Here is a 24,650-nt window from a genome sequence, read left to right as displayed (position 1 = left end):
GGGGTGCGGCTGGGTCAGGCCGTGCGGGTGCGTCCGTTGCGGCCGGTCATGGTGGTGAGGGGGACGGTGCCGGTCCAGCCGCAGGGGCGGTCGCACGAGGCGTGGACCATGGTGGTGTCCTGGGCGGACATGGATGCCCGTGCGGGATAACCGCATTCGGGGCACTTGCCGAAATAGTCCAATATTTCATGGATTTCGGGAGCCGCAGGGCCGCGGCGCTTGGTCATGATGGTCTCCTTTTCCTCCCCGTCCCGGCGTGCTGCGAGGCGGGCGGACCGAACGGTAGCCGGGTGTGGAGTACGGTACGGCGGCTTTGCCGCTCGCGCTGGAGATTTCACAATGAATTGATCTGTTCGCCGAGACCGTTCGCGCAGAGCTGAACTCCTCACGCCTCGAGCAGGAGGGTCACCGGCCCGTCATTGACCAGTTCGATGCGCATATGCGCGCCGAATCTTCCCGTCGCGACGGTGGCGCCGAGTTCGCGCAGGGTCTCCGCGAAGCGATCCACCAGCGGCTCGGCGGCCGGACCCGGCGCGGCCGCCGACCAGGAGGGCCGCCGTCCCTTGGCGGTGTCGGCGTAGAGGGTGAACTGACTGACCACCAGGATCGGCGCCCCCAGATCGGCCGACGACCGCTCCCCGTCGAGAACACGCAACCGGAATATCTTGTCCGCCAACGCTTTCGCGGTCGCCTCGGTATCGGAATGGGTGACGCCCACCAACGCGAGCAGGCCGTGCGGCGCGCCGCTTGCGCTCGGATCGATACTGCCGACGATCTCGTCGCCGACGCGCACCCGCGCCGACGTCACTCGCTGCACCAGTACCCGCACGGTGGTCCATCCTTTCAGCTCGGGTGTAGATCATCCACTGTTCATGTTCGATAAACCGATTGTTCGCTTCTGTTCTCGACCAGCGGCGCATGCTGAAAAACCTTGTCGCCGACTATGTCCGGTGGTTTGCGCGCAACTGTCACGGCAGCGGGCATTCACATTCCCTTAACAATAGATTCGAACTCGGCTGCCATGGTCGTCGGACAAGCAAGGGAACGGAAGTGACCGTCGCATGACCAATGAACGAGCGAGCAGGGCCGATCTGGCCGGACTCATCGATGACGTACAGGAACAGCTGCGCACGATCGCGCGCCTGCAAATGGAACGCGCCGAACTCGTCGCCACCGCGACGGTCCGCAAGCGCGTGACCGTCACTGTGAACGCCGACAACACCATCATCGACACCACCTTCGGCCCCGACATCGAGGACCTCACCTACCCCGAAATAGCCAAGGCCATCACCGAAGCCGCCCAACAGGCCTCCGCGGAGGTGGCCCGCAAGACCCGAGACCTCTTCGCCCCCTTGCAAGACCAACGCGCCCGCCTACCCAAACTCACCGAACTGGTGGAGGGCATGCCCGACCTCTCCCTCCCGGAACCCCCGCGCGCGTCGATCGACCCACCCCGCCGCCGCCCCGCCTCCGACGGCAGTATGCGCTTCACGGATGTCGAGGCGTTCGACCACGAGCGCGACCGTAATCATCGGGCGACCGATTCGGGTTGGTGAGGTCGGGCGGTTCGGTCTGATTCGGTTGGGCGCGAATGCTTTACGGCCTGTGGGCCTCGATCCCCAGGGCGGCTACCACCAGGAGCGGGGGCGTAGGGAGTTGGCCAAATCCACCAAGGCATAGCGTTGGAGGCGGTGGGGGCTGGTGCGGGCGATGGCGCGGAGGACGGATTCCAGGCCCTCGCGTAGGCCCGGTTCGGTGTAGGGGGCGGTGAGGATGGTGGCCGTGGGGGAGGTCGGGTGGCCTCCGGCGCGGAGCCAGCTCAGGGCCGCGCCGAGGACTATGGCCTCCAGCTGGAGGAGGCGGGGTTCGTCGGGGAGGGTTTGCAGGCGGGCGGCGGCCTGGTCGAGGTCGGCCTGGGTGGTGTCGGCGGGGGAGCGGGAGACCAGGAGGAGGCAGGCGGTCAGGACGGCCATGTTGTGGTGGCGCGAGGTCGGGGGGACCTGTTCGAGCGTCGCGACCGCGGTGGCGGTGTCGCCGTCGGCGGCGAGCCGTCGGGCGAGGCCGAAGGCGGCGCTGGTGATGCCGCGGTTGGTGCGCCAGACCGCGCGGTAGTACTGGGTGGCCGATTCGCACCACAGTTCGAGATCCTCGGGTTCGTCGAGGGTTTGGATCAGCAACTCGGAGGTGGCGGCGAGCGCCAGCTGCGGGGCGATCTCGCCGGGAACCCGGCCGTGCACGAGATCGAAACGGTTGTACGCCTTTTCGTAGTTGCCACTGGCGAGTTCGGCGATCGCGATGTACCAGTCGACGCGCCAATCGGTGCGATAGCCGTCGGCGAGCGCGGCCAACCTCGCGCGGGCGGCGTCGGTTTCGCGTAGGTCGAGGTGGGCGCGGGCGGCGGTGAGGGCGCTCTCGAGCGCGAAGGTGGCGGGTTCGTCGATCGTGCCCGCTCGCATGCTCTCACCGCTCTGCCGCAGTGTGTCCAGGGCCAGGCGCGGATCGCCGTGCAACAGCGGCGACAGCAACTCCGCGCTCGGATCCTCGGGATCGATGAGCGGAACCGGCAGCGCCGCAACCACACTCGGCGCGTCCAGCACCAGCTCGCGATGGCGGCCGTCGACCAGGCCATCGGTCCGGCGCACCAGCGTGTCGATCCCGAACTCACCGCGCGGCGCGCCGAACACCGAGGAGACCTGCGGATATTCGCGCCCGGACTCCTCGGCCAGCACCGCCCGCAATACCCCGGACAACTGGCGATACATCGCGTAAGCGGACGGAAACCGGTGTGTCGGATCGGAATCCGTGGCGCGCACCAGCAGCCGCCGGAACGTCGGATGTTTGGTCAGGACCGGATCGTCGTCCGGGATGCCGGGCAGCTTGTGCCCGTGCGCGTCGGTGGGTAGATCCAAGGTCAGCGCCGCCAGGGTGCGGCCCACGGTGTAGATGTCGGACGCGATGGTCGGCCCGGTCCGGGTGAACTCCGGGGCCTGATAGCCGGGTGTGCCGTACAGGTTCCCGCCGGACTCGCGCGCCGCGACCGCGCCGAGATCGATGAGCTTGACCTCGTCCTCCCCGATCATGATGTTGTCGGGCTTGAGGTCGTTGTAGGCCAGCCCGAACGAGTGCAGATAGTCCAGCGCGGGCAGCACCTCCATCACGTAGGTGATCGCCTCGGATACCGAAAGCCGTTCCGGCGCACGGCGATCCAGCATCGTCTTGAGCGAGCTCCCGCTCAGGTACTCCATGACGATGTACCCGGCCTGGACACCGTCGGGGGTGCGGTGCTTGACGAAGTTGAAGATCTTGACGATGCCGGGATGCGTCATCTCCGAGAGGAATTGGCGTTCGGCGAGCGCGACGACATGGGCCTCGAAATCCATCGGATTCTGCAGGCCCTTCAACACCACCCAGCGGTCGCTGACATTGCGATCGCGGGCCAGGTAGATCCAGCCCATCCCGCCGTAGGCCAGACACCCCTGCACCTCGTACTGTCCCGCCACCAGTTCGCCGTGATCGAGCAGGGGCCGAAAGTTGAACGGCGAGCCGCAGTTTCCGCAGCGGCCCGAGGTGGGGCCGGGCTCGCCGTCGGCCGAGCGGCCGACCGGCTTGCCGCACTTCCAGCAGAACCGCTTGGCCTCGGGAACCAGCGGATCGACGAGCATCGCGGCGGCGGGATCGACCGGCGCGATCCGTGGCAACGTGACCAGGCCCGCGCCCAATCGGCGCACGCTGGGCCGGGAACGAACGCTGGCGCCCGATCCCGGATCGCCGTCGGCCGCGGTCGGTTCGCTGACCTCCACCACCCACGATCGGGTGTCGGAGACCGCGCGGCGCCCCGCCCAGGTCGGCGAGTTGCCGTTCGGCTCGGGCTCCCGCATCCGCCGCGTCGCCCAGGTCTGGGGGCGTGGCTGCTCGGACGCACTGGAGTGTTCCGACATAGACCCTCTCAGACCCACGAATCCGTTGCCCTTCCGAAACGCTCCGCGACACGGGTGGGTGTCCGTGTCGCGGAGCGATCGGCCGCGTTTCATCGCGATTGTGCCCCATCGTCGGTGGTGCCGCCGGTGGGATCGGTGTGGTGCAGTTCGCGATGTTCCATCGGCCGCTCGGCCAGCACCGGGAACTGCCCGGTGTAGCCCTCGCGCTCGGCCGCGATCCGCAGCACCCGCCGCCGCGCCAGGAACCATCCGCCGACCAGGGCCGGCAGCATGATCACCAGCATGGCGATGACGGCGCCGCGCTGAACGTCGCTGTTGCTGAACAACATCAGCACCACCACAGCCACGAGGAACACCAGCGTCGCGATGCCCGTGTACGGCGCGCCGATCAGGCGGAACGACGGCCGCTCCAGCCGGCCCTCGCGCGCCCACTGCCACAACTTGAGCTGGCAGAGCACGATCGCCGCCCACGCCGTGATGGTGCCCAGGGCCGACATGTTCAGCACGATCTCGAACGCCTTCTCCGGAACCACGGCGTTGAGCCCGACGCCGACCAGGGCGATGGTGCCGGTGGCGAGGATGCCGACGTAAGGCACACCGCGACTGGACATCCGCGACGCGATGGCCGGGGCGCTGCCGTTCATCGACATCGAGCGCAGGATGCGGCCCGTGGAGTACAGACCGGCGTTGAGGCTCGAGAACGCGGCGGTCAGCACCACCAGGTTCATGATCGTGCCCGCGCCCTCGACGCCCAGCTTGGAGAAGAACGTCACGAACGGGCTCTCGCCGGACTTGAAGGCGGTGTAGGGCAGCAGCAGCGCGAGCAGCACCAGCGAACCGACGTAGAACAACGCGATGCGGGCGATGACGGAGTTGATCGCGCGCGGCATGATCTTGGCCGGGTTCTCCGCCTCACCGGCGGCGGTGCCGATCAATTCGACTGCGGCATAGGCGAAGATGACGCCCGTGGTGCACAGCACCAGCGGAATCATGCCGTTGGGCAACAGCCCGCCGTGCTGGGAGATGACGCTGAAGCCGGTGCTCTGCCCCTGGATCGTGAAGCGGCCCGCGAGGAAGATCGTGCCGACGACCAGGAAGCTGACCAGCGCGACGACCTTGATCAGGGCGGCCCAGAACTCCATCTCGCCGAACCACCGCACCGACACCATGTTGATGGAGACCACCAGCACCAGCGCGATGAGCGCGATCACCCATTGCGGAATGACCTGCAGCGAACCCCAGTAGTGCACATAGGTGGCGATCGCGGTGATGTCGACGATGCCGGTCATACACCAGTGGAAGAAGTACATCCAGCCGACGCCGAAAGCCAGCTTCTCGCCGTAGAACTCGCGGGCGTAGGACACGAACGAACCCGAGGACGGGCGGTGCAGAACCAGCTCGCCGAGGGCGCGCAGGATGAAGAACACGAAGATGCCGCAGACCGCGTACGCCAGGAACAGGCCGGCTCCGGCGTCTTTGAGACGACCGCCCGCGCCCAGGAACAACCCGGTGCCGATCGCGCCGCCGATCGCGATCATCTGCAACTGACGCGGCCGCAGGGCCTTGTGGTAGCCGGCGTCCTCCGCATGCAAGCCGGGGGCCGCGGAGTGCTCCTCCGCCGCGGGCGGTCGAACTGTGGTCATGACGATGGCCTTTCATGTGATGGCGATCATATCGGTGAATAACGTACCGCTACTTAATGGCACGTTCAATACCTGTGCACGGTTGTCATCTCATGTTTCGACCGTCGTCACACGCTCGCGGACCGGAGCCGCGCATGTTGCGGTGTGGTTTCCTTGAGGTATGTCAGCGGGTGCGGAGTTCACGATCGACGAGCTGGCACGCGAGGCCGGAACCACCGTGCGCAGCGTGCGGGTCTACCACGAGCGCGGCGTGCTGCCGCCGCCACAGGTCAAGGGGCGCACCGGGTTCTACGGACCCGAGCACCTCAACCGGGTCCGGACCATCAGTCGGCTGCTCGATCGCGGCATCAAGCTGAACGGCATCCGGGAGTTGCTGGAGGCCTGGGATCGCGGCGACGATCTCGGCGACATCCTGGGCGTCGGCGAGCACGAGGGCGCCGCGGCGCCCGCCGACGAGCCGCGCACCGATTTCGTGTTCACGGCCGAGAAGGGTCGCGGCGTCGGTGAGATCACCGTCGCCGCAACGGAACTCGCGCAGCGCTATCGCGACGTGCCGAACGGGCTGGCCCGCGTGATCACCGCGGGCATGTACGAACCGGTCGACGCGTCCACCTACCGCGTGGTGGATCGCCAGATCGTAGGGGTGGCCGATCAACTGGCCGCCGCGGGTTTGCCGCAGGCTCAGGTGCTGGACGAGCTGGAGCGGCTGGCGGCCGACTGCGACCGCATCGCGCGACGGTTCGTGGACCTGTTCGAGCGCACGGCGTGGCAGTCGTTCCAGCAGTCCGAGCGCACCACCGCCGATGTGGCCGAACTGACCTCGCGGCTCACCGAGGCCCGGGTCGCGCCCGGCCGGGTGGCCGCCGAACTGGTCGACCGGTATGTGGCGCGCTATCTCGAACGCGACACCGCCGAGCTCGCCGAGTTGCTGCCCGAGGCCGAACACCCCACGCACTGACCGTTCCATCGTGCCGTTGTCCGGCGGCACGTTCTGTGCTTCACTGGAGTAGGAACCCACGAAGGCTTGCTCGCCTCGTACCTGGGGCGAATACTTAACATTTCCTTTGGCTTTCACAACTGGTAACCAATTCTGCTCCGTCCGTTCGGATGACAGAATCGGCCCAGTCGGGTTCGCCCGGTTGTCGACTCGGGGTGCGCGCTTCCCCGGGCCGGAGTGCAGGAGAGGGGTGCGTGATGGGGACCCAGAAATGGGAGATCGACCCGGAGTCCTTCAAGAAGGCTGCCGGAAAGACACAGCACGTGGCCGATCGGATCAGCGAGGTCTGGCAGAAGCTCGACACCGGGCTCGCCGCATTGGGCACGCCGTGGGGAACCGACCGAACCGGAAGGCAATTCGCCGAGGGCGACGGCGGCAACGGTTACGTGACGACCAAGGCGAACGTCGGCAAGGGCATCGTCGGCGGCGAGGGCATGACCAAGAGCATCGAGAACCTCGCCGACGGCCAGAGCAAGACCGGCGACAAGGTGCGCAGCGAACTCGAGGCCCAGAACCGCCAGAGCTTCGAGACGCGGAAGTAGGCGGCGATGACCGGAGCGCTCGGTCCGGGTAGTCGTCCGGACCTCAGGGAGGACATCGAGTCGACCCTGCAGAACATCTCGCGGTTGCAGCGCGAGCGCCTCCGGCTCGTGGGGCGAGCATCGGTGCGGCGCAACAGGGTTACCGCGACCGTCAACGCCGACGGCGTCCTGGTCGATCTGAAATTCGGCCGCGATGTGGAGGATCTGGACTACGCGGACCTCGCTCGCGCGGTCGTCGAGGCCGCGCAGGAGGCGACGGCCGACGTCGGACGCAAGGCCAGAGAGTTGATGGCCCCGCTGGAGGAACAGCGCGCCCGACTGCCGAAACTGTCCGACCTCGTGCCCGGGATGCCGGATCTGCGCGACCGGATGCCCGGCCAGGAACGTGCCCCCGTCACCAAGCCGGTGCAGGAGATCTTCGGCGACCGGACCGACGGCAAACCGGGTGTCACCGATTCCGGTTGGTAATCGGGGACTGACGGCCCATGGACTTGATGGACGGCCTCGGCTGGGTAGCCGGGGCGGAGTGGCCCAACGGCGACCCGGACCAGATGCGCGAGCTCGCGCGGTTGTGGCGCGAGGCGGCGGCCGAATTCCGCGAGATCGAGAAGGATATCGAGGCCGCCAAGAAGGCGGCGCTGGACGCCTATCCGGCCGGTGAGGCGCGCGACGAGATCGCCGCCGCCTTCGACTCCCTGCGCGACGCACCGGGACTCGCGCTCGACGATCCGAAGAACGGATCCGTCGCGCGGCTGGCGCACGACTTCGACAGCATCGCCGAGGGCGCGGACAGCACCGCCGACGAGATCGAGTCCGGGCAGTGGATGGTCGAGTCGTCGCTGGGTCTGCTGGCCATCGAAATCGCCGCGGCGTGGGCGTTTCCGCCGACCGCGCCCGCGGAGGAGGCGGCCGCGATCGCGGCCACCCGCTTCGCGATCCGGCTGTTCATGATGCAGGTCCGCGAGCGAATCCTGGGCTGGGTGCGCAACCGGATCGCCAAGATCATCCTGAATTTCGTTCTGCGCCATGTCTTCATCAACACCCTCATCGGCGCCGGGCAGGACGCGACCATCCAGGCCATCCAGATCCTGCAGGGGCATCGCAAGGGCGGCTTCGACTGGAATCGGTTCCTGGTCACGACGGTCTCGTCCGCTGTCGGCGGCGCGGCGGGCGGCAAGTTCGGCGAGCTGGTCGGGGAGAAGCTCGCCGACGTCGCCATGCGTCCGCTGCTGAAGGACATCATCACCGCCAAGGCGGGCGGCCTGGTCGGCGGCGGCGCCGGATGGGTCGCCGGCCTGGGCACGCAATTCGGCCTGGACGTCGCCGAACACGGCATGGACTACGCGGTCGAGAACCTGAAACGCGGTGTGACCGAATTCGATCCGCGCATGTTGACCGGCGGTGTGCTCAGCGGCTCGATCACCGGCATGTTCAAGGGGTCCATCACCCGGCATTACGAAACCTCACCGAACTGGGGGCGCGGTGCGGGTGTCGGCGCAGATCCCGCCGCCGCGCGAGTGGGGACGACGAGTTTCGCGGAGCCACGGGTCGATGCGGAGAGCGCTCCGGGCGGCACCGACGGCGGCGTGCGAGGCGGCGGTGTCCCCTCCCGAACCGATTCCGGCACAACGCTTTCCCCGGGCGGGGAGCGTAGCGGTTCGTCCCCTCGGGCAAGCATCGCGGACTCACACGACGGCACCGCGGTGCGTCCGGCCGGAACCGATACCTCGTCCCGTCCGGTCGCAGGGGACGGTTCCACGCCCAAGGTCCAGACCGAAGGCGGCCTCACTCGGGCCGAAATCCCTTCGGGCACAACGGAAACCATGCGGCCACAGGCCGGTGTCCCGCACGAGCAAACGACATCGACCGACACCCGTCCCGCAGGGGCGGCCGCCACCGACGGCAGCGCTTCTTCGGCCAGCACACCCACTCGCTCGGATTCCGCTGCGGCACAGTCGCATACCACCGCTCCGGCACGCGCGGACTCGCCCGCGGCGCAGTCCAATTCCGCCGCTCCCGCGCGTTCGGACTCCGGTGCGTCGCAGATGCGCTCGGACGCCGCATCCCCGGCCCGCTCGGACACCGTCTCCTCGTCCACGCGTTCGGATTCCAGCGCGTCATCGAGTGACACCTCCCGCTCCACCGCGAGCGAATCCCGCTCCTCCGACGCGCGTCCGGGCGCGGAGCGCTCCACCACCCCCACCCGCGCGGGCGTCGCGGATCCGAATACCTCTCGCGCACTCCAGGATTCGTCCCCCCGGCTGCGCGCCGACTCCACCGGTTCGGAATCCCCCCGCGCCGCGACCCGCGCAACGGCCGACCCGGGCGAACGCCTCCAGGCCCGCGCCGCCGACACGGCTACTCCGTCTCGCCAAGAGGGCGCGGGAGTCCCCGAAAAGCCCGCCCCGCGCCCGGATTCCACCCCCACCGCCGAGAAGCCCCGCGCGACAGCACCCGACCGCTCCGCCCCACCCACCGACCGCGCCGGACTCCCGAACGAGAAACCCACCCCCGACCGCGCCAAGCCCGCCCCGGACGGCCCCAAAGCCCGCACCGACATCACCACACCCCGAGCGGACGAGGACACACGCTCGACCCCCGACCGAAGTCGCGCGGGCACCAGGGAGGAGCCGCGCGCCTCCGACGTCCGCTCGAACGACGCCGACCAGGGCCGCGGCAGCGATAGAACCCGAGAAGCCGAGGATCGGCCGATCCGCGACGAAGACGATGCGAATCCATCACGCCCTCGTCGCGACGACGACGTGGACGCGTCGCACCCGACTCGCAATGGGGACGATGCGGACCAGGCGCGCCCCGCTCGCGATGCCGACGACGCGAATGCGGCGCGTCCGTCGCGTGACGGTGACGATGCGGACGGCGGACGCCTCGCTCGTGATGGCGACGATCCAGACCGCGTACGCCCAGCTCGTGATGAGGACGATGCGGACGGCACACGCCCCGCCCGTCATGGTGACGATGCTGACGGAACACGCCGGGCCAGCGACAAGGACGACGCGGATGCGGCCCGCCCGGCACGCGATGAGGACGAGACCGCGCACCGTGATCGAGCCAATCCCGATGAGTTGCAAGGCCGGAGCGAGCGTGGGGCGGAGGGGAGCCCTCGGCATGTGGGAGACGCGGACACGCTGGGGGATCGGGGCATCGGACATGAGCCGCGTCAGCGTGGGGAGCGGGACGGTGACGCGGACGGCCGTCCCGTACGCGACGGTGAAACGCCGGAACGGGCGGGGAACGAGCGAGCGGATCTCAGGCCCGATCGAGATCGCGTCGAAGACCCTGCCGCGCAACATGATCGAAGCGAGGATGGGCACGACCCCCTCCGTCCCTACGAGGAGGGCCACCGCCGCGCGGACGCGGACGCGCCGGACCGCGACGCCGAGCGTCCGCGAGCCCACGAGGACGACGACCCGACACCGAATCGTCATGCGGGAGAAGACGACCCGGCTCTGGTAGGCGTCGCCCCCCTCCACGCACACGACGAGGCACAGCCGCACAGCCGCCCGTCCCGAAACGAGGCGGGCGACGGTTCCACACGGCCAAAGCCCACCCGTCGCGCTGACGGCGAGGATTCCTCCACACGGCCGAATCCCACCCGTCGCGCCGACGGCGAGGATTCCTCGACACGCAAGGGCGACGACAGCGCCCAATGCGGCGTGCTATCGATCGAGGAGCTGCGGAACCGCTTCCCGGATCGCGACTTCCGGCTCCCCGATCGCGACGTCGGCGCCGAGGGTATGAGCACCGGCGAACTGGTCGCCGCGATCGGCGGTCGGCTGCGCGACTTCGGCGGGGGACACGCCGAGATCGCGGACGTGCTGCGGTCGATGAAGGACGGCGCCTCCGCTCTCGTGGTGGACACCTATCGAGGCCCACGGGATCGATACGGCGTGGGTGCGCACGCCTACCTCCTGGTGCGCGAGGGCGACCGGATCGTGGTCCACGACCTGGCGCGCGGCGCGGAACACGGCTTCCCCCCGCGCGTGCCGCACGAACTCGGCCGGACCCAGGCGATCGTGCTCGACCACCGGGGCCGCCCGGTCGACCGCGTCGGCAACCGAGCGCGCGAATACCTGATGCGGCAGGGCGCCGAATCCGCGACAAAGGCTCACGAACTCGGCGACCAGCTCACCCGCCGGGCCGATCAGGTCCGCGCCATCCTGCGCGAGACCGAATTCGGCCGCGAGGTACTGCACGCCCTGGGCCCCGACGGCGACCCCACCCGGCTCCGTGAGATCCGGGAACTGCTGTCGGAGAGCGAATCCGGCCGCATGATCCTCGAAATCCTCGGCGACCGGGGCGGTTTCGGTGTCACCCCGCATCCGGGTGGTCGATGCGCGGCCCTCGCTCTGGCCGAACTCATGCGTATGCACGGGGACGACACCGACATTCGCATGCCCAACCGCGTCGTCGACGAGCGCGGCGTCAGCGAGGACGAACTCGTCGCGGCCGCGGGCGGCGCGCTGCGGTCGTTCCCCGACCACCAGTCCATGTCCGACGAACTGCTCGCCCGCGGTGACGGTTCCGCGGCCCTCGTCGTCGACACCTACCGGGGCCACGCCGATGAGCACGGCGTCGGCTCCCACGCCTATCTGCTGGTCAACGAGGGCGGCGAGATCGTCGTCCGCGATCCGTCCACCGGCGAACAGCACGGCTTTCCGCCCCGCGTACCGCACGAACTGGAGGGCCGCCCCCACGCCGTCGTCTTCGACCACGAGGGCCACGCCGTCGAACCCCTCGCGGAACCCGAGCGTGCCCTGCTGGCACAGGACCGTTTCGATCCCGAGGCCGCGGGCCGGATCGGGAACGCCTTGGACGCCCCGTCGGATCAGGTCCGAGAGATCCTGCGGCAGACCGAGATCGGACGCCGCACCCTCGAGGCGCTGGACCGGCTGCCCGTGCGCGACCATTTCGACAGCGAGGGCGGCGACGGCGTCCGGGCCGGATACTTCGACAGCCACAGCCGCGAGATGGTCGTGCTCTCCCGGGGCAACAACCACCTGCAACAGGCCCTGACCCTGGCCCACGAACTCGTACACGCGGAGCACTTCGTCGACGGCCGCACCGCGCACGGCCGCGCCCACACGATGACGCGCGAGGAGTACCTGCGCGAAACGCTCATCGAGGAGACCGAGTGTTTCGTGCGGGAGGGCCAACTCGCCAAACAGCTGCGCGCGCTCGGCTACGAGATCGGGCCGCAGTCGGGCGAACTGGCCTACGACAACGCCTATCGCGATACCGCCGACCGGCTGCGCCGCCAGTCGCCCGGCTTGACCGAAGCGCAGGTCCACGAACAGGCGCACGACGCCGGTTTCCGCGCCGCGCAGGCCGAGATCGCCACCTTCAAGGCCAATGACGGCCGGAGCTACACCGATCGCTACGAGGCCGATTGGCATGCGCTGCAAGGCCATACGTCGACCGTGCACTATCAGACGATGTCGCCCGAGGTGTCCCAGCGGTTGCGCACCGAGGCGCTGGCGCACTTCCACGTCGACTCGCGGTTCGTCGAAGCCTTCGCCCGGCTGGGCGGGTTGTGCGCGGACAACGGCATTCAGATCGGCGCGACACACGAGATTCACGACCAGGTGCGGCAGCGTCTGGCCGATCTCGACACCCGGCTCGCCGACCCCGCCAGCGCGCCCGAGCAGGTGCCGGAACTCCGGCGTGAACAACACCGGCTGCGCGAACTGTCGGATCTGGCCGACCACACGAACAATCTGGAGGCCCGCGCCCGCACCATGTCCGACCGGATGCACGAGCTGGCCGCATCCGATCAGGTCGAGACGATCGCCCGCCTGCAGGGCGGCGCCCGCGTCTCCGATCACGCCGTACTGGTCCCGGGCCCACCGGAGCGGCTGTTGGTGATCGCCCGGCACGGCGGACACGAGCAGGCCATGGCGCATCCGCGCGTGGCCGAGGAGATCGTCCGAATCGGCACGGACCGAGTGGAATACCTCCAGACGACGATCGACGATACGGGCCGGGTCGAGATCATGCGCGTCACGACGCCGTCCGGCCCGATCGAGCATCCCGTGCCGGTGGTCCCGATGGACGCGGCGGGTAAGGCGACGACCGAGCGCCTCGCCGGAATCCGCGCGGATCTCGCCGCGACCCCCGTGGGCGAATGGGCCGTCGACATGTTGCGCGATGTCGAGATCACCCACACCGCCGACCCGGCGGAACAGGGCTACCAGCCCTACCGCAACCGATTGGTGCTGGACGCGGGCCTGTCCGACGCCGAACACATGGCGGCGCTGGTCCATCACGCCATTCACGCTGCGGCCACCGGCGGGCACGAGACACCGCTCGGCGCGCACGACCGGGTCACGCCGCAGGAACGGTCGGCGTTGCGGCGCTCGGACTACATCAACCGGATGCTCGACGAGGAGACCCGGGCGCACGCGATGGAAATCGTTGCGGCGCTGCAACTTCGGGCCGCCGGTCATCCGGTGCCCGAGCCGGTCGGCACGCACGCCTACACCGACGCGTTCTATCGCGCTCGCGCCGAGACGGTCGAGCGGCTCGGCGAACCGATTCCGGAGCGCTTGCGGCCGGTGCTGGACCGGCTCGCCAACGAGGCGGGGCTGGCGGCCTTGCAGCCCGAGGTGGAAGCCCATGCGCCGCACGGCGAAACCTATCGCGACCGCTACGGCCGGGCCTGGGACGAGGCCCACGGCGTGCGCGGCATGGAGGACACCTTCCGGCCCGCCATCGACTCCGGCGTGCGCACGGTCGAACCGCTGGGCGAGAACACGCCCGTCCAAGGTGTGCGCCGGGCCGAACTGGTCACCTTTCACAACGGTGAGCAGTTCATCCGCAAGACGATGCTCAACTCGCGCTACGCCGACGCCGAGGTGCTCTCCGCCCATCTGGGTCGCGCCTTCGGCCTCGACATGCCGCACGCGTACGCCGACGGCAACACCGTGTATCTGCAACCCGTTTCGGCCAAACTCGCCGGGGAACTGGCACGCTCCGGATTCGGCGGCGTCGGAACCGGCCTGCACGACGCCCTGATCGGCCTGCGCGGCGACGAACGCCTGGTGACCGAACCCGACGGCAAACTGACCTGGAGCAACCACCACCTGGCCTTCGAAACCAACGCGCTGACCCCGGCCATGGTCAGCCGCTTCGCGGAACGCTTCCTGCGCGCGCGAGGCAACTCGGTGGAATTCATCGACCACGACCTCACCCGCTCCCAGGTCGAGTGGGTGCGAACCCGCGTCGAATCCCTCCGCCCCGAATTCGCCGCCCGCGGCCGCGACCGCTGGCACGACCTCATCCTCGACCGCCTCTCCCAGATCGAGGCCCACGCCCGCCCCGACACCCCACCCGCACCCAGACACCGAGCGAATGCGGCCCCAGACGGCTCCACGCCCCGCCCGCACGACAATTCGCGCCCGGCGGGTTCGGATCCCCGCCCGCACGACAACTCGCGCTCGGCGGGTTCGGAGCCCCCTGCGCCCGGCGATCGGTCCTCGGCGAGCAGGGCGCAGGATTTCGGGAGTTCGGATCCCCGCCCGCACGACAACCCGCCCCCGGCAGGTTCGAAACCCCACGCGCAGGGCGAGTTCCACGACCGCCGGATCGGGTCGGCCCCGGAGCGGCCCACGCGCTTGGCGCAGGCCGAGGTGACGCGGCCGCCGTGGGAGGACGGGCCCGGTCGCTCGACCGGCGAGTCGGTGCGGGAGAAGACGTTCGGTGGGTTCGCCGAACGGGATTCGCCGGTTTCCCTGCGGGCGTCGCGTGGCGATGACGGCGCGGGGGTGACGCCACGCGCCGCGGAGACGCCGGTGCGAGACGGGTCGAATCCGGTGCCGCGCACGGAACACCCTGTGGGCGAGGCGGATTCGGTGCGCGGTGATGAGCACATCGCCGCGCGCGAGGTGGATGCCCGGGTGCGTGAGGTCGTGGAGCAGGGGCGGTGTGGCGAGCTGTCGCTGCGTGAACTGCGACGCATGTTCGGGGACGACAGCGGAATCCGATTGCCGGAGCGCGTGATCGGTGCCGAGGGGATGGCGCGGGAGGAGCTGGTGGCCGCCGCGGGTGGGCGGTTGCGGGAGTACGCCGATCACGGGGTTGTCGCGGAACGACTACGGGAACTGGGGGACGGGGCCGCGGCGCTGGTCGTCGACACCTATCGCGGGCCGCGCGACGAACACGGCGTCGGCGGGCACGCCTATCTGCTCGTCAACGAGGACGGCCGGATCGTGGTGCGGGATCCGGGGGATCTCCGGCCGCACGAGGATCTTTCGGTCCTCGGACGGGATGTGCGCGGCACCGAGGCGATCCTGTTCGACCGGGACGGCACTCCGATCGATCGGGTCGACGACGCCACGCGCGATCGGCTGGCGCGGGAGGCGGCCGAGCGGCTGGGACAGCCGGAATGGGAGGGCGTCGGACGGTCGCTGGACGCGGCGCCGGACCAGGTCCGAGAGTTGTTGCGGCAGACCGAATCCGGGCGGCGCGCGCTGGCGGCGCTGGAACGGATGCCCGTCCGGGAGCGGTTCGTGTTGATGGCCCGGGACGGGCGCAGCGGTGAATTCGTCCAGGAAGAACTCCGTGCGAGCGTGTTCACCTCGGGCAACGGCCATGTGTGGCAGGCGAGAACGCTCGTTCACGAACTGGTGCACGCGGAGTACCACGTCGAAGGGCGCGCCAAGGAGCATCCGCTCGACTACCCGTCGCGCGAGGACTACGTCCGCGCTCGCGTCGACGAGGAGACCGAGTGCTTCATTCGGGAGATGGAATTCGGCCGGGAACTGCGCGACCTGGGGTATCGGGTGTGGGAGGCGCCCGTCGAAACCGTGCACGCGGCGGCGTATCGCAAAGCCGTCGAGCGCGCGAGCGCCGACCCGACGCTCACGCCGGAGCAGATCGAGGCGCGGGCCCAGGAATCCGCGCGTCGAGCGGTGCATCACGAGCTGCGGAAGATGGTGTGGCCCAACGGCAAGAACTACACCAAGTACTACCAGGAGGCGTGGGACCACGCGCACAGCTCGCAGCAGGCGGCGCATCCGACGTCGCCACCCGCTCGCTCCTCCCGCAGCTACGATCCGACGCCCGAGAGCGCGCGCCGGCTGCGCGAGGCGGAGATGTACCGCCTCGACGATATGAACCAGGCCAACGAGGTGATCCGGCGCATCGGGCGGCAGGCGACCGAACTCGGAGTCACGCCCGGCGACACCGATCGGATGCGAACCCAGATCGCGGTCCGGCTCGCCCGTCTCGACCTCGCGCTGGTCGACGCCGCGCCGAGGGATATGCCCGGCATGCTGCGCGAACAGCACCGATTGCGGGAATTGTGGGATCTCGTCGACGAGCGCGACGGACTGCACAAGCGGATCCAGTGGGATCGTACGGCCGCGAAGCACGACATCGTGATTCGCGATGTGATCGGCCGTGCCCTCGCGGACAATCCCGGCGCGCAACGGATTTCGGACAACGCCGTGCTGGTGCCCGGCGAGCCGCGGCGATTGCTACTGGTGGGCGCGCCCGGCGAGCACCACGCCGTGCTCGCGGATCCGCGCGTCGCCGCGGCACGTGACGGGGCCGAAGTCGAATACCACGTGGTCAGATTGCAGGACGACGGCGATATCCACGTCTGGCGGGCGCCCGGCCTCGCCGAGCCCGCGCACCCGCCGCAACTGCACCGGCTGGACCTCGTCGACACGGCGACCCGGGAACGGCTCGAGACCATCCGCGCGGAGTTGGGCCGCACCGATGTGGGCCGCTGGGCGCTGGAGACGCTGCGGGACGTCGAGATCAGGCATACCGCCGACCCGGCCGAGGCCGGTTTCAGACCGGCGCTGAACCGCCTGGTGCTCGACGTCGGAGCCTCCGACGCCCAGCACATGGCCGATCTGGTGCACAACGCGATCCACGTCGAGCTCGAACGATCCCGTCGCGACGCCGGCGAACTCCGCGAGATCGTCACCTTGCAGCGCGAGCCCTACATCGAACGCCGGATCGGCGAGGAGACCCGCGCGCACGCGATGGAAATCCTTGCCGCGCGCCAGCTTCGGGACGCGGGCCACGATGTCGCGGAGGTGCTGGGGGAGCGGGCCTACACCGAGGCGTACGAACGGGCGCGGCACGAGCGGCTGCGGGAACTCGGGCTGACCGAACCCGTGCCCACGCGGATCGCGGGGGAGCTGGACCGGATCGCCAACGACGCCGGTCTGGCGGCGTTGCGGCCCGAGGTGGAAAACCATGCGCCGGACGGGCGTTCGTATCGGGAGGAGTACGGCGCGGCCTGGGATCGGGCGAACGGGGCCCGTCCGGTGGCGGAGCGGCTCCAGGCGGCCATGCTGCTCGGCGAACGCTCGGTGCGGCTCCTGGGCAACGAGGTGCGGGTGCCCGGGGTGCGCAAGGCCGAACTGGTCACGTTCGGCAATGGTGAGCAGTACGTCCGCAAGACCATGCTCAACGCTCGGTACGCCGAGGCCGAGGCGCTGTCCTCGGCGCTGGCCCGGGCGGTCGGGTTCCCGGCTCCCCACGCGGTCGTCGACGGCAACGTCGTCTACCTGCAACACGAAACCCACGCTCTGCGAATGGAATTGGGCCGTCCGGACTTCGACTCGGTGGCCGCGGCCCTGCACGACGCGCTCGCCGGTCTGCCGCGCGACGCCGTTCGCATGGTCGTCGAACCCGACGGCAAGACCAGCTGGCACAACCACCACCGAGCCTTCGAATCCCGCATCCTCACCCGCGAAACCGTCACCCCCTACGCCGAACGTTTCCTCCGCGTCCGCCCCGACGGTGGCGTCGACTTCATCCCCCACACCCTGACCCCCGACCAACTCGCCCGGTACCGCCCCGCCCTGGAACGCCTCCGCCCCGAATTCGCCGCCCACGGCCGCGAGTCCTGGCACGACCTGGTCATGGACCGCTTCACCCAACTCGAAGCCCACACCCGCCGCCCCCCGACCGACGAGCCCACGTCCCGCAAAGACCTGGGCGACTCGGAAGACCCGCCAACCCGCCCGACCCCCCGCCGCCCCACCCAGCCGGAGTCCGAACAGCGCCCGCCCCGGCGAGATTCGGAGGACCTGGAGGACCCACCCACGACGCCGACCCGCCGCCGCTCTGCGCAGCCGGAGTCCGAGGACCCCGTGGCTCGGCGAGATTCGGACGAGCCGGAGGATCCACCCACGACCCCGATCCGTCGCCGTTCCGCGCAGCCGGAGTCCGAGCATCCCTCGGCCAGGCGGGATTCGGAGGAGCCGGAGGATCCGTCCACGACCCCGATCCGTCGCCGATCCACGCAGCCGGACTCCGAACAGCCTTCGGCCAGGCGAGATTCGGAGGAGCTGGAGGACACACCCACGACGCCGACGCGCCGCCGTTCTGCGCAGCCGGAGTCCGAGCATCCCTCGGCCCGGCGGGATTCGGAGGAGCTGGAGGATCCGTCCACGACCCCGATCCGTCGCCGCTCCGCGCAGCCGGAGTCCGATCAGCCGTCGATGCGGGAGTCGGATGAATTGGCGGATCCGCCCACGCGGCCGACTCGGCGGACCGCGCAGCCGGGGACCGAGGAACCCTCGTCGCGTAAAGATTTGGGTGAGCTGGAGGATTCGCCGACGACTCCGACGCGCCGCCGTTTCGCGCCGTCGGAGTCGGAGGACTCGCCCACCGTGCAGACGCGGCGGGATCTCTCCGAGGGGTCAGCGGTTCGGCCGAGCGGACGGGATGTGCCGCGCGGGGACGGGTCTGTCTCACTCGGGGATTCGAGTGCGGGTGAGGGGTTGCCGCGGCGGGGTAGGGATGATGCTCGGCCGTTGTTCGCGCCGCCTCGGGAGCATGGGGTCGGGGTGCGGGCTTTGGGGGAGTCGTTGGGGGCCGTCGGGGAGGCGCCGCACAGCCGGGTGTGGGATGCGGCGCGGGGTGTTTCGGACGGGAGCGGGCGTGCGGCGCGGGAGGGTGTGGTCGATGGGTCGCGGCCCGTCGAGGCGAGGTCCGCGGATGCCGAGTCGGTGTCCCGGCCGGCGCGCGGCACCGTCTCGCCCACACCGACGGCGGAGGCCGCCGGACCGCGGGCGGATCATGGGCGCTCCGATACATTCGTCGATACTCGCGGGCACTGCGGTGAACTCTCCCTGCACGAGCTGCGGCGAATGTTCGGACGCGACAGTGGGATTCGGCTGCCCGAGCGGCTGATCGGCGTCGAGGGGATGGCGCGGGAGGAGTTGATGGCGGCCGCGGGTGGGCGGCTGCGGGAGTTCGCCGATCACGCGGCGGTGGCGGACCGGCTGTCGGAATTGGGCGATGGCGCGGCGGCGCTGGTGGTGGACACCTATCGGGGGCCGGCCGATCGGTATGGGGTTGGTGCGCACGCCTATCTGCTGGTGAACGAGAACGGGCACATCGTGGTTCGCGATCCTTCGACGCGGGCCGCGCACGAGGATCTGGCGCGGCTGGCTCGCGATGTGCGAGGTACGGAGGCGATCGTCTTCGACCGCGACGGCAACCCGGTGGACCGCATCGACGAGGACACGCGCGACGCGTTGGCCGAGTCGGGCGCCGCGCGGTTGGGGCAAGCGGACTGGGTGGGCGTGGGCCGGTCGCTCGACGCCTATCCCGATCAGGTGCGGGAATTGGTGCGGCGCACCGAGACCGGGCGCGCCATGCTCGAACTGCGCGAACGGATGCCCATCGAGGAGCGGTTCGAACTCGTGCACCCGACCCTCCACGTGGCCGGCACGTTCAGCGGTGAGGACCACACGGCCACCGTGTACACGGCGGGCAACGACCATGTGCAGCAGGCCATGACGATGGTGCACGAACTGGTCCACGCCTCCCGATTCGTGGCGGGACGCGCGGGTGACGCCAGGACGCTCGGTCGCGACGAGTTCATCCGGGACCGGGTGGACGAGGAGGCCGCCTGCTTCCACACCGAGATGCTGTTCACCCGGGAACTGCGCGCGCTCGACGAGGGCCACGTGGTCCCGTCGACCGCCTACGAGAACGCGTACACACGGCGCTACCGCGTCGAATCCGACCGGCTCCGCACCGATCCGGCGTTGTCCCCCGATGAGATCCACGATCGAGCCGACGCCGCGGCCCGCGCGGAGGCGCGCGAGGTCATCGAATTCGTCGACTGGGGCCACGGCGAGACCAACTACCACGACTACTACGGCAAGGCCTGGGACCAGGCCAATCCCTTTGCGGGACAACACCAGACGCGTCCGCCGCACGAGGCGACGACCCCCGAGGCCGCCGAGCGCCTGCGCACCCATGGCCTGCGTTGGGGCCTGGACGTGCGCCGATCCCAGGACGCCTATGCCGAGGTCGCCCGCCTGTCCGAACTCCTCGGCGCCGAACCGTATCTGCCCGAGGCCGAGGCGCGCCGCACCGTCACCGATCGGCTCGCCGAGGTGGGCGAACGGCTGTCGGAACCCGGCATCGACCCGGAGACCGCCGCCCACCTCCACCGCGAGGAACACACCCTGCGCGAATTGTCCGACGCGCTGGATCGGCGCGCGGACTACGAGTATCGCCTCGATCAGCACATGCGCGCGGCCCACGAGCTGGCCGCCGCCGATGTGCTCGCGGCGGTGCGTCGAGATCATCCGGGCTCTATCCCGTTGGGCGACAGAGCGATTCTGCTTCCCGGCCACCCCGAACGCTTGATCGTCGCCGCCGAACCCGGCGGCCACGAGATCGCGCTGGCGCATCCGGACATCGCCGCGGCGCTGGCCCGAGTGGGCGCGGACGATGTCGACTACCGGACCGTCACGGTCGACGCCGAGGGCAATGTCTACGTCCGCGAGGTCGACGCCCCCGAACCACCCATACCGTTCCCCGCGCCGAGCAAGGTGTCCCCGCGATATCTGGCCGACACCGCCAGCCGCGAACGCTTGACCCGTATCCGGGAAACCCTCGACGCCACCCCCGTGGGCGAATGGGTCTCCCGCGTCCTGTCCGACGAGGGCGTGGAGGTGCGGCACACCGCCGATCCGGACGAGCAGGGCTACCGCCCGTCCCAGCGCCGCGTGCTGCTCGACATCGGCCTCACCGACGGCGAGCAGGCCGCCGCGCTCATCCATCACGCCATCCACATCGAGGTCGCGCGCGCCCGGGAGACGCCGGGCGCGGCGCTGGAACGCTCGACCTGGCGTCGCTGGGAGTACGTCGACCTCATGGTCTCGGAGGAGACCAGGGCGCACGCGATGGAGATCATCTCCGTGGCGCAGCTGCGCCGCGCGGGCCTCGAGGTTCCGGAAGTGTTGGGGGAGCACGCGTTCCGGGACGCCTACGACACCGCGGTCGAGGCGGCCCGCGAGCGTGGCGTGCCCGCCGCGGACCTGCCGCGCATCGGCGTCGAGGCCGGGATCGCGGCGCTGCGCCCGGAGGTCGAGAACTACGCCCCGCACGGGGAGACCTACGCCGAGAGCTACGGCGCCGCCTGGGACAGGGCGCACGCCGTGCAGACCTTCCGCGAAGAGGTGCTGGTGGCCCGGCTCGCCGCCGTCCGGGACGTCACCGACCTGGCGGTGCCCGGGCGGGAGCTGCCGCCGGGTGTGGCGAAGATGGCGATCGTCGGTCACGTCAACGGCGCCAGCCTGATCGAGGTCACCGTGCGCGACGCGCGGACCGCGGACGCCATCGCACTGTCCGCTCTGGTCGGCCGCGTCTTCGGGCGCGACATCTCCGAGGCGTACGTCCACGGCGACGTGGTCTACCTGCGACGGCTCCCGCCCGGGACCGTCGCGGACATGCACGAGGACGAGTGGACGGCACGCAGTCTCGGCCTGCACGACGCGCTGGTGGGCGCGCCCGCGCGGGGCTCGGAACGGTGGGTGATCGACCCGGACGGGGGCCGCATCATCGGCGCGCTGACGACCCGTGCCTTCGATCCGGTCCTCACCCGCGACACGGTCAGCGAGTTCGCCGAACGATTCCTCCGGGTCGGCGCCGACGGCGGTGTCGAATTCCGCGACCACGACCTGGATCCGACGCAGCTGATCGACACCCGCCGCCAGCTCGAGGCGCTGCGCCCCGAGTTCGCCGCCCGCGGTCGCGAGGACTGGCACGACGTGCTGATGCGCCGGTTCGACGACATCGCCGCCCACGCCCGGCCCGACGACACCTCGGACGCCTACGATCCGGGCGACGGCCCCCGGATCGGCCGTGCCTTGGACCCGGTGCCCGACCAGCTGCGAGACCTGTTGTCGCGCACCGAAACCGGGCGCGACATCCTGCGCGTGTTCGACGACAGGCTGATCCGGCAGCGGCTGGACGCCTCGGCGAACGACGAGGTGTACGGCGAATTCGAGTCCGCCGACATGACCGCCACCGTCTACACGCGCGGGCGGAACCATCTCGAACAGGCGCTGGCGCTCGCGCACGAGGCCATCCACGGCCGCTGGTTCCTCGACGGCCGCACCGCGATGCTCGAGGACCGGATCCTGGAACTGGACCGCCGATCGTTCGTGCGCGCGGTGCTCGACGAGGAGACGGCCGCCTTCGCGCAGGAGGCGAAGCTCGTGCGCGAGCTTCGGGAACTCGGCTTCGATATCGAGTCCACGCCGGTCGAGGTGGAGCGCGTGTTCAGCGAACGCTACGAGCGGGCGCTGGAGTTCTTCCGCGACGATCCGTCCTTGACCCCCGACCAGGCGCGCGAACAAGCGGAGACCGCCGCCACGCGCGCGGTGCGCGACATCGTCAAGACTTATCGGGATCCGGCGGGCAAGACCTATGTCGACATCGCGCGGGAGATGTGGGACCACACGCACATCGAGGGTTCGGACGCGGGATACCGGCCGGAGGATCCGACCGTCGCCGAACGGCTGCGCCTCGAGGCGATGCACCGGCATTCCGAAGGTCTGCGGTCGCGGTCGCTGGCCGCCGCGATCGACGCGATGGCCCAGCGACACGACATCGATTCCGGCCGTGACCAATTCACGATGCGGCACGAGGTGGCCGAGCGGATCGCGGAACTGGACGCCGAACTGCGCGACCCCCGTACCACCCCGGAACGCGCCGCCGAGATCCGTCGTGCCCAGCACGAACTCCGGGAACTGGTGGACCGGCGGATGGAGTTCGAGAACCGCCGTGCCGGACTGTATTTCATCAACGACGCGGTGCACAGCATCGCGGTCCGGGATGTGCTCGACACGCTGCTGCGCGACAATCCGCGCGCCGAACTCGTGGACGGCCGCGCGGTGCTGGTACCGGGGCCCGGTGGTCAGGAGCGGCTGATCGTTCCGGCGCTGCGCGGTGATCATCACGAACTGCTGCGGCGGCCCGAAATCGCCGCGGAGGTCGAGGATCTCGGGCGCGATCACGTGGAGTTCGTCAATGTCGACGTGGACGGGATCGGCCGGATCCGGACCGAAACCGTAGCGGAACCGGACGAACCCCTCGGTCGGGCGCAGAGCATGTTCGCGGTGGATCTGGCCTCGTCGGCATCGAACGCGCGACTGCGCGAGATCACCGAGGCGCTGGCGGCGACCCCGGTCGGTGAATGGGCGACCGGCATTCTGCGCGGCACCGAGATCGCGCACACCGCCGATCCGGCCGAGCACGGCTATCGGCCGTATCGGGATCGGCTGGTGCTCGACATCGGATTGTCCGATGCCGAGCAGATGTCGGCGCTGGTGCATCACGCCATTCACGTCGAGGCGGCGCGGGCGCGGGAGGCGCGCGGCAGTGCCGGGGAGCTGATGCGGCTGGACCGCGAGTCCTATGTGGATCGGATGCTGGACGAGGAGACGCGGGCGCACGCGATGGAAATCGTTGCGGCGCGGCAACTTCGGGCGGCGGGGCACGAGGTTCCGGAGCCGGTGGGCGCCCGGGAGTACACCGCGGCGTTCGAGGAGGCGCGGGCGCGGGCGCGGCGCGACGCCGGGTACGGGGATCGTCCGGTTCCGCCGGACCTCACGCCGGTGATCGACCGCACCGCGAACGACGCGGCGATGGACGCGTTGCGGCCGATCGTGAGAGATCATGTGGTCCAAGGCGTTTCGCATGCCGAGTTCTACCGGCGGGCCTGGGACGAAGCGCACGCGCGGTCCGAAGGGGACACGGGTGGCGCGCGTGGTTCCGAGAGCGGCCGGGGCCCCAAGTTCCGCGCTCCCGACCCGCAATGGTCGGCGCATGACGACGCGACGCTGCGGGATTCGGCGGACGCGCTGCTCGAGCGGCTGCTGACACCGGAGGCGACGGCCCTGCTCGACGAGCTGAACCGCGGCCGCTGCGGGGAGCTGTCCCTGCGTGAGCTGGTCCGGCTGTTCGGGCCGGATTCGGGAATCCGGTTGCCGGAGCGCACGGTCGGCGTCGAGGGCATGACCCGGGGTGAACTGGTCGCCGCAGCGGGTGGGCAGTTGCGCGAATTCGCCGACCATCGGGCGCTCGCGGATCATCTGCGCGGGTTGAAGCCCGGGGCGGCGGCCCTGGTCGTGGACATGTACCGCGGGCCGTCGGATCGGTACGGCGTGGGCGGCCACGCGTATGTGCTGGTCCACGAGGGCGGCGGGCGCGTCGTGGTCCGCGATGCCGCCACCGGTGAGGT

At 70.0% G+C, this 24,650-nt stretch carries 9 protein-coding genes (1 of these 9 running past the window's edge); 5 read left to right on the top strand and 4 right to left on the bottom strand.

The window, feature by feature from the left end; translation table 11 throughout:
* Window positions 1–14 precede the first annotated feature (14 nt).
* Window positions 15–227 (bottom strand): hypothetical protein, encoded by a 213-nt coding sequence (locus ACWDSJ_RS06040; protein ID WP_387362828.1) that lies wholly within the window; start codon window positions 225–227, stop codon window positions 15–17.
* A 158-nt stretch (window positions 228–385) separates the two neighbouring features.
* Window positions 386–829, bottom strand: coding sequence for a D-aminoacyl-tRNA deacylase (gene dtd, locus ACWDSJ_RS06035; protein ID WP_450029590.1), 444 nt, complete (start codon window positions 827–829; stop codon window positions 386–388).
* 232 nt (window positions 830–1,061) lie between these two features.
* Between dtd and ACWDSJ_RS06030 the strand changes: the two genes are divergently transcribed.
* Window positions 1,062–1,556 (top strand): YbaB/EbfC family nucleoid-associated protein, encoded by a 495-nt coding sequence (locus tag ACWDSJ_RS06030; protein ID WP_450029588.1) that lies wholly within the window; start codon window positions 1,062–1,064, stop codon window positions 1,554–1,556.
* Between the two features lie 72 nt (window positions 1,557–1,628).
* Here ACWDSJ_RS06030 and ACWDSJ_RS06025 read toward each other — a convergent pair whose 3' ends face one another.
* On the bottom strand, window positions 1,629–3,938 hold the full coding sequence (locus ACWDSJ_RS06025) for a tetratricopeptide repeat protein (protein WP_450029587.1): 2,310 nt from the start codon (window positions 3,936–3,938) through the stop codon (window positions 1,629–1,631).
* A gap of 89 nt (window positions 3,939–4,027) precedes the next feature.
* Entirely contained in the window at window positions 4,028–5,581 is a 1,554-nt protein-coding gene (locus ACWDSJ_RS06020; protein ID WP_450029586.1) for an amino acid permease, read from the bottom strand.
* Window positions 5,582–5,741: 160 nt separating this feature from the next.
* Between ACWDSJ_RS06020 and ACWDSJ_RS06015 the strand changes: the two genes are divergently transcribed.
* The 4 genes from ACWDSJ_RS06015 to ACWDSJ_RS06000 form a co-directional block, all read left to right on the top strand.
* The gene (locus ACWDSJ_RS06015) at window positions 5,742–6,539 is read left to right on the top strand and encodes a MerR family transcriptional regulator (protein ID WP_387362820.1); all 798 of its coding nucleotides are present in this window, start codon (window positions 5,742–5,744) and stop codon (window positions 6,537–6,539) included.
* A 233-nt stretch (window positions 6,540–6,772) separates the two neighbouring features.
* Window positions 6,773–7,120, top strand: coding sequence for a hypothetical protein (locus tag ACWDSJ_RS06010; RefSeq protein ID WP_450029583.1), 348 nt, complete (start codon window positions 6,773–6,775; stop codon window positions 7,118–7,120).
* 6 nt (window positions 7,121–7,126) lie between these two features.
* Window positions 7,127–7,588: a YbaB/EbfC family nucleoid-associated protein gene (locus tag ACWDSJ_RS06005; RefSeq protein ID WP_387362817.1), complete on the top strand. Its 462-nt coding sequence runs from the start codon at window positions 7,127–7,129 to the stop codon at window positions 7,586–7,588.
* A gap of 17 nt (window positions 7,589–7,605) precedes the next feature.
* A protein-coding gene (locus ACWDSJ_RS06000; RefSeq protein WP_450029582.1) for a WXG100-like domain-containing protein crosses the window boundary here: on the top strand, window positions 7,606–24,650 show its 5' portion. The gene runs 15,226 nt beyond the window's last position; the window shows 17,045 of its 32,271 coding nt (coding positions 1–17,045); it begins with the start codon at window positions 7,606–7,608; the stop codon falls past the right edge of the window.

Source organism: Nocardia sp. NPDC003482 (assembly GCF_053588115.1).
This window is presented reverse-complemented; position numbering and strand designations above follow the sequence as displayed.